The sequence below is a fragment of the Streptomyces sp. NPDC020884 genome, assembly GCF_044333935.1.
GTDB lineage: Bacteria > Actinomycetota > Actinomycetes > Streptomycetales > Streptomycetaceae > Streptomyces.
Map to the genome: position 1 here is coordinate 501,069 of NZ_JBIRRY010000001.1, position 15,025 is coordinate 516,093.

Here is a 15,025-nt window from a genome sequence, read left to right on the forward strand (position 1 = left end):
TGCGGTTTCGGTGGGGTCGCGCAGATTTTGCCCGGCCCGCCGGGACATCGCGTCAGAAAGACGATTACACTGGGCCTCGTGCCTCAACTACGCCTCGCACTGAATCAGATCGACTCGACCGTCGGCGACCTCGCCGGCAACTCCGAGGCGATCGTCCACTGGACCCGGCACGCCGCCGAGCAGGGCGCCCACCTCGTGGCGTTCCCCGAGATGGTGTTGACCGGATACCCCGTCGAGGACCTGGCCCTGCGGTCGTCCTTCGTCGAGGCCTCGCGGCAGGCGCTGCGCGCGCTGGCCGTCCGGCTCGACGCGGAGGGCTTCGGCGAACTGCCGGTCGTCGTCGGCTACCTGGACCGCTCCGAGCACGCCGCGGCGCGCTACGGACAGCCGGCCGGTTCCCCGCGCAACGCCGCCGCCGTGCTGCACCGCGGCGGGATCGCGCTCAACTTCGCCAAGCACCACCTGCCGAACTACGGGGTGTTCGACGAGTTCCGGTACTTCGTACCGGGCGACTCGATGCCCGTCGTCCGGGTCCACGGCATCGACGTGGCCCTCGCGATCTGCGAGGACCTGTGGCAGGACGGCGGGCGCGTCCCGGCCGCCCGGTCCGCCGGGGCCGGGCTGCTGCTGTCGATCAACGCCTCGCCGTACGAGCGGGACAAGGACGACACCCGGCTCGACCTGGTCCGCAAGCGGGCCCAGGAGGCCGGCTGCACCACGGCGTACCTGGCGATGATCGGCGGACAGGACGAGCTGGTCTTCGACGGCGACTCGATCGTCGTCGACAAGGAGGGCGAGGTCATCGCCCGCGCCCCGCAGTTCTCCGAGGGCAGCGTGATCCTGGATCTGGAGCTGCCCGCCGCCGAAGCCGTGGCGCCCTCGGGTGTGGTGGACGACGGGCTGCGCATCGACCATGTCGTGCTCTCCGACCGGCCCGTGGCCGCGTACGAACCCGAACTCGCCGGCGGGTACGCGGAGCGGCTGGAGGACGACGAGGAGATCTACTCGGCGCTGGTCGTCGGGCTCCGCGCGTACGCCGCGAAGAACGGTTTCAGCAGTGTGCTGATCGGGCTCTCCGGCGGGATCGACTCGGCGATCTGCGCGGCCATCGCCTGCGACGCGCTCGGCGCGGAGAACGTGTACGGCGTCTCGATGCCGTCGAAGTACTCCTCGGACCACTCCAAGGGCGACGCGGCCGACCTGGCGCAGCGCACCGGGCTGAACTTCCGCACCGTACCGATCGAGCCGATGTTCGACGCGTACATGGGGTCGCTCCAGCTCACCGGTCTCGCCGAGGAGAACCTCCAGGCGCGGCTGCGCGGCACGACGCTGATGGCCATCTCCAACCAGGAGGGGCAGATCGTGCTGGCCCCGGGCAACAAGTCCGAGCTGGCGGTCGGCTACTCCACGCTGTACGGGGACGCGGTCGGCGCGTACGGGCCGATCAAGGACGTCTACAAGTCGTCGGTCTTCCGGCTGGCGAAGTGGCGCAACCGGGCCGCCGAGGAGCGGGGGCAGACCCCGCCGATCCCGGAGGCCTCGATCACCAAGCCGCCGAGCGCGGAGCTGCGGCCGGGGCAGGTCGACACGGATTCGCTGCCGGACTACGAGGTCCTGGACGCGATCCTGGAGATGTACGTGGACCGGGACCAGGGGCTGGATGCCATTGTGGCGGCCGGGTTCGACGCGGAGCTGGTGGCGAAGACGCTGCGGATGGTGGATACGGCCGAGTACAAGCGGCGGCAGTATCCGCCGGGGACGAAGATCTCGCCGAAGGGGTTCGGGAAGGACCGGCGGTTGCCGATCACGAATCGCTGGCGCGAGTCGTTCTAGCGGGCGGGGGTACCGGGGGCGTCCGGTGGCCGCCTTTGTCCTTCGCCGGACGGGCGGTTGGGGCGGCGGGCCGTGGCCCATTGTGGCTGCGGGCCCGCCCGGCTGAGCGGTTCCGTCCTCAAACGCCGGACGGGCTGGAGTGGGTGCGGCCCACCGTGGCTGCCGGCCCGCCCCGCTCAGCGGTTCCGTCCTCAAACGCCGGACGGGCTGGTGGGGGTGCCGGACGGGCTGGAGTGGGTGCGGCCCACCGTGGCTGCCGGCCCGCCCGGCTGAGCGGTTCCGTCCTCAAACGCCGGACGGGCTGGAATGGGTGCCGGACGGGCTGGAGTGAGGGCCGGACCGGGCCGGGAGGTCTGCGGGGGCTGGTTCTCGGGGGGTGGGGTGGGGGCCTTCTGCCACTACGCGGGATTTCGGGGACGGGTCCCGGTCCAGGTAGCCCGCCGTCGCCGCCACCGCCAGGCCGATCACCGCGAGGACCGCGCCGACCAGCGCCGGGGAGGTCCAGCCCCAGCCCGCCGAGATGGCCACGCCGCCCACCCATGCGCCGCCCGCGTTGGCCAGGTTGAAGGCGGAGTGGTTGGAGGCCGAGGCCAGGGTCGGGGCGTCCTTCGCCTTGTTCATGACCAGCATCTGGAGCGGGGTCGTCGTCATGAACCCGACGCCGCCCAGCAGGACCACCATCACCAGCGCCGCCCACTGGACGTGCACGGTGAACGGGAAGGCCACCAGGACCACCGCGAGCGCGCCGAGCGACCCGTACAGCGTCGGGCGCAGTGCCCGGTCCGTGAGGGGGCCCGCGGCGAGGGCGCCCAGGGTCATCCCGATGCCGAAGAGGGCCAGGACCAGGGTGACCGACGATTCGCCGAAGCCCATCGCCTTCGTCGTCATGGCCGAGAGGTACGAGTACACCGCGAAGACCCCGGCGAAGCCGAAGACGGCGGTGAGCAGGCCGAGGAGCACCTGGCGGTTGCCGAGCGCGCGGAGTTCCCGGCGTACGTCCTGGTGGGCCTCGACCGGGATGCGGGGAACCAGGCGGGCCAGGGCGGCCATCGCGGCGAGGCCGATCGCCGCGACGACCAGGAAGGTCGCCCGCCAGCCGAGGTGCTGGCCGAGCAGGGTCGCCGCGGGGACGCCGACGATGTTGGCGACGGTCAGGCCGAGGAACATCGTCGCGACGGCCCGCGCCTGGCGGCCCTCGGAGACCAGCCGGGCGGCGACGACCGCTCCGACGCCGAAGAACGCGCCGTGCGGGAGGCCCGCGAGGAAGCGGCCCGCGATCAGCCAGCCGAAGTCCGGGGCGAGCGCGGAGGCCAGGTTGCCGACGGTGAACAGCGCCATCAGGAGCAGGAGCATCCGCTTGCGCGGGATCCGCGAGCCGAGACCGGTGAGCAGGGGGGCGCCCAGGACGACGCCGATCGCGTACGCCGAGACGAGGTATCCGGCGGTGGGCACGGACGTACCGAGGTCGTCCGCCACGTTGGGCAGCAGCCCCATCATGACGAACTCCGTCGTGCCTATGCCGAAGGCGCTCACGGCCAGGGCGAGGAGGGCCAGGGGCATGGGGAGGGGACCTTTCACAACGCGGGGACGGCGGGGGCGCACAGCCGGGAGCCGTCACCCGGCACGCGAGGGTGCTGGGCGACGGCTCACGCCACCTATATGTAAGTTACCGGAACAAATTCTCGCAGATGTTTGTGCCGGGATGTCTACCGGCAGGTGAACGGCCCGTTGCGGCCGTCCCGCCAGGCGCCCTCACAGCTCGACGCGGGCCGCGATCGGGAGGTGGTCGCTGTCGGTCGCCGCGAGGGTCCAGGAGGCCAACGGCTCGACGCCCTTGACCATGATCTGGTCGATCCGGGCCATCGGGAACGAGGCGGGCCAGCTGAATCCGAAGCCGTCGCCCGCCGCGCCCTGGGTGGAGCGCATCTGCGCGGTGACCGCGTTCAGCGAGCGGTCGTTCATCGTGCCGTTCAGGTCGCCGAGCAGGACGACGCGCTTCACCGGTTCGTCGGCGATGGCCTCGCCGAGCGCGTCGGCGCTGTTGTCGCGCTGGTTGGCGGTGAATCCGGCGTGCAGCTTCACCCGGACGGACGGCAGGTGGGCCACGTACACCGCGACCTCGCCCTGCGGGGTCCTGACCGTGGAGCGCATCGCCCGGGTCCAGCCCATCTTGATGTCGACGGGCTCGGTGTCGGCCAGCGGGTACTTGCTCCACAGGCCCACCGTGCCCTGGACCGAGTGGTACGGGTAGCGGTCGGCCAGCGACTTCTCGTACGTGGAGACCTGCCGGCCCGGGAGTTCCTGAAGGGCCACGATGTCCGCCCCGGAACCGGCGACCTGCTGGGCGGTGCCGTCGGGGTCGGGGTTGCCGGCGTTGACGTTGTGGGTGGCCACGGTGAGGTCGCCGCCGGCGCCGGACTTGTCGGTGAGCAGGCCGCCGAACACGTTGAGCCAGACCACGGCGGGCAGCAGCAGGGCGATCAGCGCGGTCGCGGAGCGCCGCAGCAGGGCCAGGACCAGCAGCACCGGGATGAAGAGCGCGACCCACGGCAGAAACGTCTCGATGAGGCTGCCGAGGTTGCCGAGCCGGTTCGGGATCTGCGCGTGGACGACCATCAGCAGGGTCAGCAGCACCGAGCAGAGGGCCAGTACGGCCCCGCGCCGCCAGATGCCCCGGTCGGACTTCAGCCGGTCCCACAGACCCCGGAAGCGGGATCCGCCGGCCCCCGGCTGCTCGGCGCTGCCGTTGTCCGTGTCCGCTCCGTACGCCTGCACCATCGCGCTGTCCTCACTGCCTTGCCCTGCACATCGCCGCGCCCTCGACCCTAGGCGATGAGCGGCGTCTTTCCCGCCGTCGGCCGCCGTGACGCCGACGACCGTACGGAGAGCCCGTACGGAATGCAGGACGACGGAGTCGGGACGTCGGGTTCCGGGGCGGGGCCGCCCCGAAGGCCTTGTGACAGAACGATCACACACGTGCCGCGGGGGCGAGGCCCTGCAGCAGAGCGGTGATGATGCGGTCCGTGAGGTCGTCGGGCAGCGGCGCGTCCGGCCGGTGCACCGTGCGGATGAGCATGGGGCCGACGAAGAGGTCGTCGATCAGCTCCACGTCGAGGTCCTCGCGCAATTCCCCCGCGGCCACGGCGCGCCGCACCGCCTCCAGCATCGCGAGGCGGCGGGGGGCGATCACCGTGCCGAAGTACTCGTTCCACAGCTTCGGATGGCTCTTCATCTGCGCGAAGATGTTGATCAGGAGCACCGAGGAGCGCTGCGCGAGACCCCGGGTGCGCATCGATTCCAGCATCAGGCGCAGATCGGCGAGGCCCGCGGTGCCGGAGACCGGCGGGTCGGTGGGCTCCATGTCGCGCACGACGTCGACGAAGAGCTCCTCCTTCCCGCTCCAGCGCCGGTAGATGGTGGCCTTGCCGACGCCCGCCGTGCGCGCGATCCGCTCGATGGAGAGGGCTGCCAGCGGCTCGCCCGCTTCCAGGAGGGCGATGACGGCGTCCAGGATGGCCCGTTCCGCCGCGGCGGAACGGGGCCGGCCGCGGCGGGGCTCCGGATCCGCCGCCCCGGTCGGCGGCTCGCCCCCGTCCCGTGCCCCGCACCGGTCCCGCTCGCCGTCCTGGTCCTGCACCTGGAGCCACCTCTCGCCGCGCCGTCGCCTCGTCCGTCCGTCGCACGTCTTCTGTCGCACGTCGTCGGTCCGGGACACGTCGTACGTCCGTCGCGCGTCGTTCGTCCGTCCGTCGCACGTCGTTCCTCGTACGTCCGTCGTCCGATTCTCGCCGACCCGGGACGCCCGGGGCGACGGGCTCACCGGGTCGGCGGCGGCGCAGTGGCTGATCCGTCCGTCAGCGGCTCAGCTGTTCCGCCGCGGGCCGGGCGTCCGCGGGGGGCTCGGTCGTCGGGCGGGTCCGGCCCGGCAGGAACAGGCCGACGACGACGGCGCCGATCAGGGCGACGGCCGCCGAGCCGAGCGCGGTCACGTGCATGGCGCTGATGAACGCGTCGTTGGCGGCTGCCGCCAGTGGCTTTCCGGCCACCGGGCCGAGCTTCTCGGCGACGCCGAGCGTGGCCTCGATGGACTCGCCCGCCACCTCCCTGACCCCGGCGGGGACGGCACCGAGGTGACCCTCGATCTCACCCCGGTAGGCGGTGGAGAGCACCGAGCCGAGGACCGCGATCCCGAGGGCTCCGCCGACCTGGCGGAAGGTGTTGTTGACGGCGGATCCGGAACCGGCCTTCTCGCGGGGCAGCGCCTGCATCACGGCGACGGTGACGGGCGTCATCACATGCGCCATACCCGTGCCCTGGACGAAGAAGACGACACACATCACCCACACCGGCGTACCGGCGTCGAACAGGGCGAACCACGCGAGCCCGGCGGCGACGAGCAGCATGCCCACCGTGCAGACCGCGCGGGCCCCGAAGCGGTCGACGACCAGCCGGGCCCGGGGCGCGAAGATCATCTGGGCGGCGGCGAGCGGAACGATCAGCAGGCCCGACTCCAGGGCGGTGTAGCCGCGCACGCTCTGGAGGTAGAAGGCGGAGAAGAAGGTCACGCCCATGAGCGCGAAGAAGACCAGCGCGATGGCGGCGACGGCGGCGGAGAACGCGGGCTCGCGGAAGTACGTGATGTCGACGGCCGGGTGGCTGCTGCGCTTCTCGTGCCAGACGAATCCGGCCAGCACCAGCAGCCCGCCGGCGATGGCGAGGAGGACGGTGGTGTCGGTGAAGTCGGCCAGCTCGCCGCCCCGGATGATCCCGTACACCAGCAGGACCAGGCCCACGATGGACAGGGCGACGCCCAGCGGGTCGACCTTGCCGGGCTTCGGGTCGCGGGAGTCGGGGATCAGGAGCGCCATGGCTATGACGGCGATCACGACCACGGGGACGTTCACCAGGAAGATCGAGCCCCACCAGAAGTGCTCCAGGAGCAAGCCGCCGGTGATCGGGCCGATGGCGATGCCGAGGCCGACGCTGCCCGCCCAGATGCCGATGGCCTTGGGCTGCTCGTCGCGCTCGAAGACGTTCATCAGGACGGCGAGGGTGGCGGGCATCACGAAGGCCGCACCGAAGCCCATCAGCGCCCGCCAGGTGATGAGCTCGCCGGGCGTGGCGGAGAAGGCGGCCAGCGCGGAGCCGGCGCCGAAGACCAGGATGCCGGCCAGCAGGACCTTCTTGCGGCCGATGCGGTCGCCCAGCAGGCCCGCGGTGAACAGGAGCCCGGCGAAGACGAGCGTGTAGGAGTTGATCGCCCACTCCAGCTCGCTCTGGGTGGCGCCGATGCCCGTGGGGGCGGGGTCGGCGATCGTCTTGACCGCGACGTTCAGGATCGAGTTGTCCAGCACCACGATGAGCAGGCTGAACATGAGGACGGCGAGGATCCACCAGCGGCGGCGGTGGATCGCCTCGGGAACACGGGGCACGGCGGCGGGAGCGCCGGACGGTAGGGACATGCGGACGACCCTAGTCCCATTTCGATACGAGACCGTCTCGTATTGTTAAAGCTTTCCCCAACGGCCTCCCAGGGGCCGGGGCGCAGGCCCACTTCCCCCGTGGCGGGGCGGGATGCCACCATGGAAGGGATCCGGGGACGCCGTCAGGGCGCCTCGAGATGACGAAGGAGCCGTTCGCCATGTCGCTTCAGGCTGCGCAGAATCAGTCCTCCCCCGCAGGTGGCACCGCTTCCCCCGCCGACAGCAGCAAAGCGCTGTACGGGGGGAAGTCCACCCGCCGCATCACCGTCCACGACATCGCCGCCGCCACGGAGCGCGGCGAGAAGTGGCCGATGCTCACCGCCTACGACGCGATGACCGCGTCGGTCTTCGACGAGGCCGGGATCCCGGTCATGCTCGTCGGGGACTCGATGGGCAATGTCCACCTCGGCTACGAGACCACCGTGCCCGTCACGATGGACGAGATCGCCATGCTGTCCGCCGCCGTCGTACGGGGCACCAAGCGCGCCCTCGTCGTCGCCGACCTGCCCTTCGGCTCGTACCAGGAAGGTCCCGTCCAGGCGCTGCGCAACGCCACCGGGCTGGTCAAGGAGTCGGGCGTCGGCGCGGTCAAGCTGGAGGGCGGCGAGCGGTCCCACGAGCAGATCCGGCTGCTGGTCGAGGCCGGCATCCCGGTCATGGGCCACATCGGCCTGACCCCCCAGTCCGTCAACGCGATGGGCTACCGGGTCCAGGGGCGCGGCGAGGAGGCCGCCCAGCAGATGCTGCGCGACGCCAAGGCCGTCCAGGACGCGGGCGCGTTCGCCGTCGTGCTGGAGCTGGTGCCCGCCGAGCTGGCCGCCGAGGTCACCCGTACGCTGCACATCCCGACCGTCGGCATCGGCGCCGGTCCCGCGACCGACGCACAGGTGCTGGTCTACACGGACATGGTCGGGCTGACCGGCGGCAAGGTGCCGCGCTTCACCAAGCAGTACGCGAATCTCCGCCAGGTCCTCGGCGACGCGGCGAAGGAGTTCGCGGACGAGGTCGTCGGCGGCACGTTCCCGGCGCCGGAGCACACCTTCCACTGATCCGCCGGGTCCCGGCCCCGGCAGGGCGCCCACCAGCCATTTCCCGCACCACCGACAGCCCGCCGACATCCCCCATCGGCGGGCTGTCGCCCGTCTGCCGCGCTGCGCCGGTCCGTGTCGGCGGGCTGTCGGTGAGCTGTCGGTGGGCCTTGGTCCCATGGTGGACATGGAACGAATCGACAAGAACCCCAGCAACGGCCGCAACGCCGTCGAGGTGCGGGGGCTGGTCAAGCACTACGGCGAGACCAAGGCACTGGACGGCGTGGACCTCGATGTCCGCCAGGGCACCGTCCTCGGTGTGCTCGGACCCAACGGCGCGGGCAAGACCACGCTCGTACGCTGCCTGTCCACCCTGATCACCCCCGACGCCGGGCACGCCGTGGTCGCGGGCTACGACGTGGTGAAGCAGCCCCGGCAGCTCCGCCGCACCATCGGCCTGACCGGCCAGTACGCCTCGGTCGACGAGAAGCTGTCCGGCTGGGAGAACCTCTACATGATCGGGCGGCTGCTCGATCTGCCCCGCAAGCGGGCGCGGGCCCGCGCCGACGAGCTGCTGGAGCGGTTCTCGCTCACCGAGGCCGGCAAGCGGGCCTGCATGGAGTACTCCGGCGGAATGCGCCGCCGGCTCGACCTGGCCGCCTCGATGATCGGCAGCCCCTCCGTGCTCTACCTGGACGAGCCGACGACCGGGCTCGACCCCCGGACCCGTAACGAGGTCTGGGACGAGGTCCAGCGGATGGTCGCCGAGGGCGCGACCGTACTGCTGACCACCCAGTACATGGAGGAGGCCGAGCAGCTCGCCAAGGAGCTGACGGTGATCGACCGGGGGAAGATCATCGCCCGGGGCGGGGTCGACGAGCTGAAGGCGAAGGTCGGCGGCCGCACGCTGCAGATCCGGCCCTCCGATCCGGCGGAGCTGGCCGCGATGGCGCAGGCGATCCGGGAGGCCGGACTCGACGGTGTCGCCGGCGCGCAGGCCGTGCCGGACGAGGGACTGCTCTCCGTGCCGATCCTCAGCGACGAGCAGCTGACCGCCGTGATCGGGCTGCTGGGCGTCCGGGGATTCTCCCTCGCCCATGTCTCCACCGCTCTGCCCAGCCTCGACGAGGTGTTCCTCGCGATCACCGGCGACAAGGCCGCTCCCCTCTCCGACCAGGCTCCCCAGGAGGTCGCCGCATGAGCACCACGACACTGACCCCGGCCCCCGCCGGATCCGCAGGGACCGCGCCCGTCAAGGCGCGGGACGAGGAAGGGCGGATCGGGCTGCGGGCCAATCTGCGGCACATCGGGGCCCTGGCGCGGCGCAATCTGCTCCAGATCAAGAAGGACCCGGAGTCGATGTTCGACGTCCTTCTGATGCCGATCATCTTCACGCTGCTGTTCGTGTACGTCTTCGGCGGCTCGGTCGGCGGCAGCCTCGGCGGGGACCGGCAGGACTATCTGAACTACCTGATACCCGGGCTGATGGCGATGATGGGCATGAACATCGCCATGGCCGTCGGCACCGGGGTCAACGACGACTTCCGCAAGGGCGTCATGGACCGGTTCCGGACCATGCCGATCGCCCGCTCCTCGGTGCTCATCGCCAAGATCGTGGTCGAGCTGGGCCGGATGATGGTCGCCATCACCATCCTGCTCGCGATGGGCTTCGCCCTCGGCATGTCCCTGGGCACGTCCGTGTTCGGACTCCTGGCGGCCGTCGCGCTGTCGGCGGTCTTCGGCGCCGCCATCATGTGGATCTTCATCGTGCTCGGGCTGAGCATGAAGACGGCCCAGTCGGTCCAGGGGATGGGCATGCTCGTGCTGATGCCGCTGCAGTTCGGATCCTCCATCTTCGCCCCGCCCACGACCATGCCGGGCTGGCTCCAGGCCTTCACCGACTACAACCCGCTGTCCAATCTGGCGGACTCGGCGCGCGGCCTGATGATGGGCGGCCCGGTCGCCGACTCGGTCTGGGTGACGCTCGCCTGGGCCACCGGCATCACGCTGGTGATGGCGCCGCTCGCGGTGTCCAAGTTCCGCAAGAAGGCCTGAGCCGTCGGGGCCCGAGCAGGGAGGACCGGCGGAGAAGGACCGGGCGCAGGACCGTCAGGCCGGCGGTCGCGGCCGGTACGTCTCCGCCAGGGCGGTGGCCTCGTCGAGCGTGAGGCCACCGCCCTCCTCGTACGCCGCCGTGTACGCCGCGTCGTCGAGCCGGGCGCGGACGGCCTTCTCGGCGAGCGCCAGATTGCGGGCCTCCATCACGCTCGGCACATGCCCCTTCGGCAGGAGAGCCGCCTGGAGCGCCAGCAGCCGGGCGGCGTCCCTCGCCGCCCCTGCGCCACCGCGTCCGGCGAGCGCGTGGGCGATGGCCGTCAGATGGGCCGCGGGCATCTGCGGGGCCACCATCATCGACAGCTTCTCCCGCGAACTGGCCAGCGCGGTCAGCCCGTTGTCCAGGGCGGAGGCGTGCGCGCCGTCGAGGTTGTCCAGCCAGGCCAGCACGCCGTAGACGAAGCCGCCGAAGATGGCGACATCCCGCGACCGGAAATCCTCCCGGACCAGCTCCGCCTGCCGGCGGGCCTCGTCCACCCGTCCCTCGAGCCCGAGGACGAAGACCAGGTGCAGTCGGGCCATCGGCGTCGCGTCATGGCCCGACTGCCGGCTGTTCTCGGTGACGTCGCACAGTATGGCCTCGGCCTCCGGGAGGCGGTCGAGTTCGATGAGGACCCCGGCGTACCGGGCGCGCAGCAGCCCCACCTGGCTCTGGGCGCCGATCTTCTGCGCGTACTCCACGGCGGACCCGTAGTCCCTGAGGGCCGCGGTGAACTCGCCGGCCCGCTCGTTGGCCTCGCCCCGGGAGGAGAGCGCTTCGGCCGCGCCCCAGTCGTCGCCCAGCCGGGTGTAGATCTCCAGGCTCTCGTCGGCGTCGGCGCGCGCCGCGGCCACCCGCTCGGGGTCGTTGGCCAGGAAGTTGGCACGGGTGTGGAGCGCCGAGCCGAGCTCCCACTCGTACCCGAACGTCCGGGAGGCCCGGACCGTCTCGTCCAGCAGCCCGTACACGCGGTCCATGTCACCGCTGAGCAGGATCCCGAACATCCACAGCGTTCCGGGCATGCGGCAGGTCTGCGGCTGCCCGGGAAGGTAGGTGTCGGCGATGATCCTCAGCCGCTCCTTGCCCTCCGGCGTCGACCATGCGCTGATCGCGTGGTCCACGCCGGACAACTGCATCAGCGCCACTCCGCGCCGCGCCTCCGCGAGCTGTTCGTCGTCCATCGGCGGCGGCCGGTCGGTGGCCCGCTCCAGGAGCGAGGGGGCCCGGACGCCGGGCGGGGCGAAGGGGTCGGGGCCGAGCGAGGAGGCGGCCTCGCCCCACTGGCGGGCGTCCGAGCGCAGGTCGCGCAGCATCCAGTACCAGGACATCGACAGCACCATGCACAGCGCCTCGTGCTCGTCCCGGACGGCGACGGCATGGCGGAGCGCGGTGCGCAGGTTCTCGTACTCGCGCTGGAAGACCGCGATGGCCTCCCGCTGGCCGGCGCCGCGCACCTTCGGTCCGGTGATCCGGGCCAGCTCCCGGTAGTGGGTCAGATGGCGGCGCTCGACCGCGTCCCGTTCGGCGGCCTCGCCGAGGCGCTCGGCGGCGTATTCGCCGACCGTCTCCAGCAGCCGGTAGCGCATCTCCCCGTCGTCGCCGGGCGCGGCGACCACGAGGGACTTGTCGACGAGGGAGCCGAGCAGCGCGGCGACGTCGAGGGAGTCGACGGCGACGCCGTCGGCCGGGGCGGGCAGGGCGCAGACCTCCTCGGCGGCGGCGAGCGAGCAGCCTCCGGCGAAGACGGAGAGGCGGCGCAGTACGGCGCGTTCGGCGGCGTCGAGCAGGTCCCAGGACCAGTCGACGACGGCGCGCAGGGTCTGCTGGCGGGGCAGCACGGTGCGGCTGCCGTTGGTGAGGAGACGGAAGCGGTCGTCGAGCCGGTCGGCGATCTGGCGCGGGGTGAGCATCCGGAGCCGGGCGGCGGCCAGTTCGATGGCGAGCGGCAGCCCGTCCAGGCGGCGGCAGATCTCGGCGCAGGCGGCCGCGGTCGCCTCGTCCGCGTCGGTGCGGAAACCGGACCGGGCCGCCGCCCCGCGCTCGGCGAGCAGGCGCAGCGCCATCGGATCGGGCAGCGGGTCGACGGGACGGACGAACTCGCCCGGGACGCCGAGGGGTTCGCGGCTGGTCGCGAGGATCGTGAGCTGCGGGCAGTGGGTCAGCAGATGGTCGGCGAGAGCGGCAGCCGCTCCGACGACGTGCTCGCAGTTGTCCAGGAGGAGCAGCATCCGGCGCGGGGCGCAGTAGTCGGTGAGGCGTACGAGAGGGTCGGCGCCGGTGCGGTCGGTGGCGCGCAGCTCCTCGGCCCCGGCCCCGCGCAGCACGGTCTCGCGGGCGCCGAGCGCGGTCAGGACGGCTTCGGGCACGGTGCCGGGGTCGTCGACGGGGGCCAGTTCGGCCAGCCAGACGCCGTCGGGCCAGGCCTCGGGGGCGGCCTCCGCGGTCTCCTGGGACAGCCGGGTCTTGCCCGCGCCGCCGGGGCCTAGCAGGGTGACGAGCCGGGCGCGGCCGAGGTCCTCGCGCAGGGCGGCGATATCGGTGTCGCGGCCGACGAAGCTGGTGAGCCGGGCCCGGAGGTTCCCCTGGGCGGGCGGGGCCGGAGCCGGGGTCGCCGGGGCGGGATCCGCGCCGGTGGCGGACGGCTGCCCGGTGGCGGACGGCTGCCCGGCGGTGGTCCGGGGCGCGGGCTCCGGGGCGGGCGGGGCCACGGGCTTCGGTCCGGCCGGTTCCTGGTGGAGCAGGTCGGTGTGCAGGGCGCGCAGAGCCGGGCCGGGGGCGGTGCCGAGGCGGTCGTCGAGGAGGGTGCGGACCTCCTCGTAGGCGGCCAGCGCCTCGGCGGGGCGTCCGGCGTCCCGCAGGGCCCTGATGCGCAGGGCCTGGAGCGGTTCGTCGAGCGGGTGGGCGTCGCAGAGCACGGCCAGTTCGGGCAGCGCGGCCCCGGCCCTGCCGAGGGCGAGGAGGGCCCCGAGCGCGGCGCGGCGCGCGTCGAGTCTGCGGGCCTCCCAGCGGGACGCGGTCGCCGTACGGTCGGGCAGATCGGCGAGGGCGGGCCCGTTCCACAGGGCGAGGGCCTCCCCCAGGACGGCGAGGGCGCCCGAGGCGTCGCCGTCCTCCAGGGCGCGGCTCCCCTCCCCCGCCAGGCGCTCGAAACGGTGCAGGTCCACGGCGTCCGGCGGGGCGGCGAGCCGGTAGCCGCCCTCCACGGACTCGACGGCGCTGCGGCCCAGGGCCCGCCGCAACCGGCCGACGAGGGCCTGGAGGGCGCCGACCGCGTCGGCGGGCGGGTCGCCGTCCCACACCTCGTCGACGAGGACCCCGGCCGGAACGGTCCGTCCGGGGCGCAGCGCGAGAACGGTGAGCAGGGCGCGCAGCCGCGCCCCGCCGAGGGCGACGGCCGTACCGTCGTCGCGGAGTGCCCGGGTGGTGCCGAGGATGCAGTAGTGCACGGGCCCATTGTCCGTGACGGAGCGGGGCGCGGCGTTGACAGGGTGGAACTCCGTCGCCGGTCCCCGACGTTCCCGTCCTGTCGGAACCGCCGGAACCGGTGGAACCGGTGGAACCGCCGGAACCGGTGGAACCGCCGGAACCGGTGGAACCGCCGGAACCGGTGGAACCGCCGGAACCGGTGGAACCGCCCGAACCCGCGCACCGCCGGAACCCGTGCACCGCCGGAACCGGTGGCCGCCGGACCGCCGGAACCGGCGTGACCGTACGATCGCCCTTTCCGGCCCCGTGCCTTCGTGTCACCCACCCCAGGAGTCGAGTGCCGATGACCACCGCAGCCAAACGCGGCGACCGGAGGATCAGCCCGGTCTTCCTCGGCATCGCCGCCGTCACCGCGGTCGCGGGCTGGGCGGTGTGGACGGGTTTCGCGGACGCCACCGGCTTCGCGGTCTTCCTGTTCGTCACCGGGGCCTGGATCGTCTCTCTCTGTCTGCACGAGTACGCACACGCCCGCACCGCGCTGCACAGCGGGGACCTCTCGGTCGGGTCGAAGGGCTATCTGACGCTCAACCCGCTGAAGTACACGCACGCGCTGCTCAGCATCGTGCTGCCGGTGCTCTTCGTGATCATGGGCGGGATCGGGCTGCCCGGTGGCGCGGTCTACATCGAGCGCGGCCGGATCCACGGCCGGTGGAAGCACAGCCTGATCTCGGCGGCGGGCCCGCTGACGAACGTGGCGTTCGCGATCGTGTGCACGGCCCCGTTCTGGCTGGACGCGCTCGACGGGGTGCCGCGCGCCTTCCAGTACGCGCTGGCGTTCCTGGCGATGCTCCAGGTGACGGCGGCGATCCTGAACTCCCTGCCGATCCCGGGGCTGGACGGCTACGGGGTGATCGAGCCCTGGCTCTCGTACCGGATCAGGCGTCAGGTGGAGCCGATCGCGCCGTTCGGGCTGATCGCGGTGTTCGCGATCCTGTGGATCCCCGAGGTCAACATCGTGTTCTTCGACGCGATCCACGCCCTGCTGCGCGGGCTCGGCGTCGAGGAGTACCAGCGGTACTGCGGCTATGACCTCTACCGCTTCTGGCAGGGCCTCTTCGACGAGCAGGACCCCGGCTGCGCGGTCACGTGACGGAGCGGCG

The 15,025-nt window shown here is 72.3% G+C and carries 10 protein-coding genes; 5 read left to right on the top strand and 5 right to left on the bottom strand.

What is annotated here, in order from left to right; genetic code table 11:
- Nucleotides 1-78: 78 nt before the first annotated feature.
- Nucleotides 79-1,833, top strand: coding sequence for an NAD+ synthase (locus ACH4UK_RS02250; RefSeq protein WP_398354185.1), 1,755 nt, complete (start codon nucleotides 79-81; stop codon nucleotides 1,831-1,833).
- Between the two features lie 285 nt (nucleotides 1,834-2,118).
- On the opposite strand, the gene ACH4UK_RS02255 is transcribed toward ACH4UK_RS02250, so the two are convergent.
- The 4 genes from ACH4UK_RS02255 to ACH4UK_RS02270 form a co-directional block, all read right to left on the bottom strand.
- Entirely contained in the window at nucleotides 2,119-3,393 is a 1,275-nt protein-coding gene (locus ACH4UK_RS02255; RefSeq protein ID WP_398354186.1) for an MFS transporter, read from the bottom strand.
- A gap of 192 nt (nucleotides 3,394-3,585) precedes the next feature.
- A complete protein-coding gene (locus ACH4UK_RS02260) occupies nucleotides 3,586-4,611 on the bottom strand; it encodes an endonuclease/exonuclease/phosphatase family protein (protein ID WP_398354187.1) in 1,026 nt (341 codons plus the stop codon).
- Between the two features lie 190 nt (nucleotides 4,612-4,801).
- Entirely contained in the window at nucleotides 4,802-5,470 is a 669-nt protein-coding gene (locus ACH4UK_RS02265; RefSeq protein ID WP_398354188.1) for a TetR/AcrR family transcriptional regulator, read from the bottom strand.
- 217 nt (nucleotides 5,471-5,687) lie between these two features.
- A complete protein-coding gene (locus ACH4UK_RS02270) occupies nucleotides 5,688-7,295 on the bottom strand; it encodes an MFS transporter (protein ID WP_398354189.1) in 1,608 nt (535 codons plus the stop codon).
- A gap of 179 nt (nucleotides 7,296-7,474) precedes the next feature.
- On the opposite strand from ACH4UK_RS02270, the gene panB reads away from it, so the two are divergent.
- From panB to ACH4UK_RS02285, 3 genes are all read left to right on the top strand, one after another.
- Entirely contained in the window at nucleotides 7,475-8,365 is an 891-nt protein-coding gene (gene panB, locus ACH4UK_RS02275) for a 3-methyl-2-oxobutanoate hydroxymethyltransferase (protein WP_398354190.1), read from the top strand.
- Nucleotides 8,366-8,522: 157 nt separating this feature from the next.
- Complete coding sequence (locus tag ACH4UK_RS02280; RefSeq protein WP_398354191.1) at nucleotides 8,523-9,545, top strand: ATP-binding cassette domain-containing protein; 1,023 nt, start codon at nucleotides 8,523-8,525, stop codon at nucleotides 9,543-9,545.
- Nucleotides 9,542-10,399 (top strand): ABC transporter permease, encoded by an 858-nt coding sequence (locus tag ACH4UK_RS02285; RefSeq protein WP_398354192.1) that lies wholly within the window; start codon nucleotides 9,542-9,544, stop codon nucleotides 10,397-10,399. The genes ACH4UK_RS02280 and ACH4UK_RS02285 overlap by 4 nt, the downstream gene beginning before the upstream one ends.
- Nucleotides 10,400-10,453: 54 nt before the next feature.
- Here ACH4UK_RS02285 and ACH4UK_RS02290 read toward each other — a convergent pair whose 3' ends face one another.
- On the bottom strand, nucleotides 10,454-13,885 hold the full coding sequence (locus ACH4UK_RS02290; RefSeq protein WP_398354193.1) for an AfsR/SARP family transcriptional regulator: 3,432 nt from the start codon (nucleotides 13,883-13,885) through the stop codon (nucleotides 10,454-10,456).
- Nucleotides 13,886-14,208: 323 nt separating this feature from the next.
- On the opposite strand from ACH4UK_RS02290, the gene ACH4UK_RS02295 reads away from it, so the two are divergent.
- Nucleotides 14,209-15,015, top strand: coding sequence for a site-2 protease family protein (locus ACH4UK_RS02295; protein ID WP_398354194.1), 807 nt, complete (start codon nucleotides 14,209-14,211; stop codon nucleotides 15,013-15,015).
- Nucleotides 15,016-15,025: the final 10 nt, after the last annotated feature.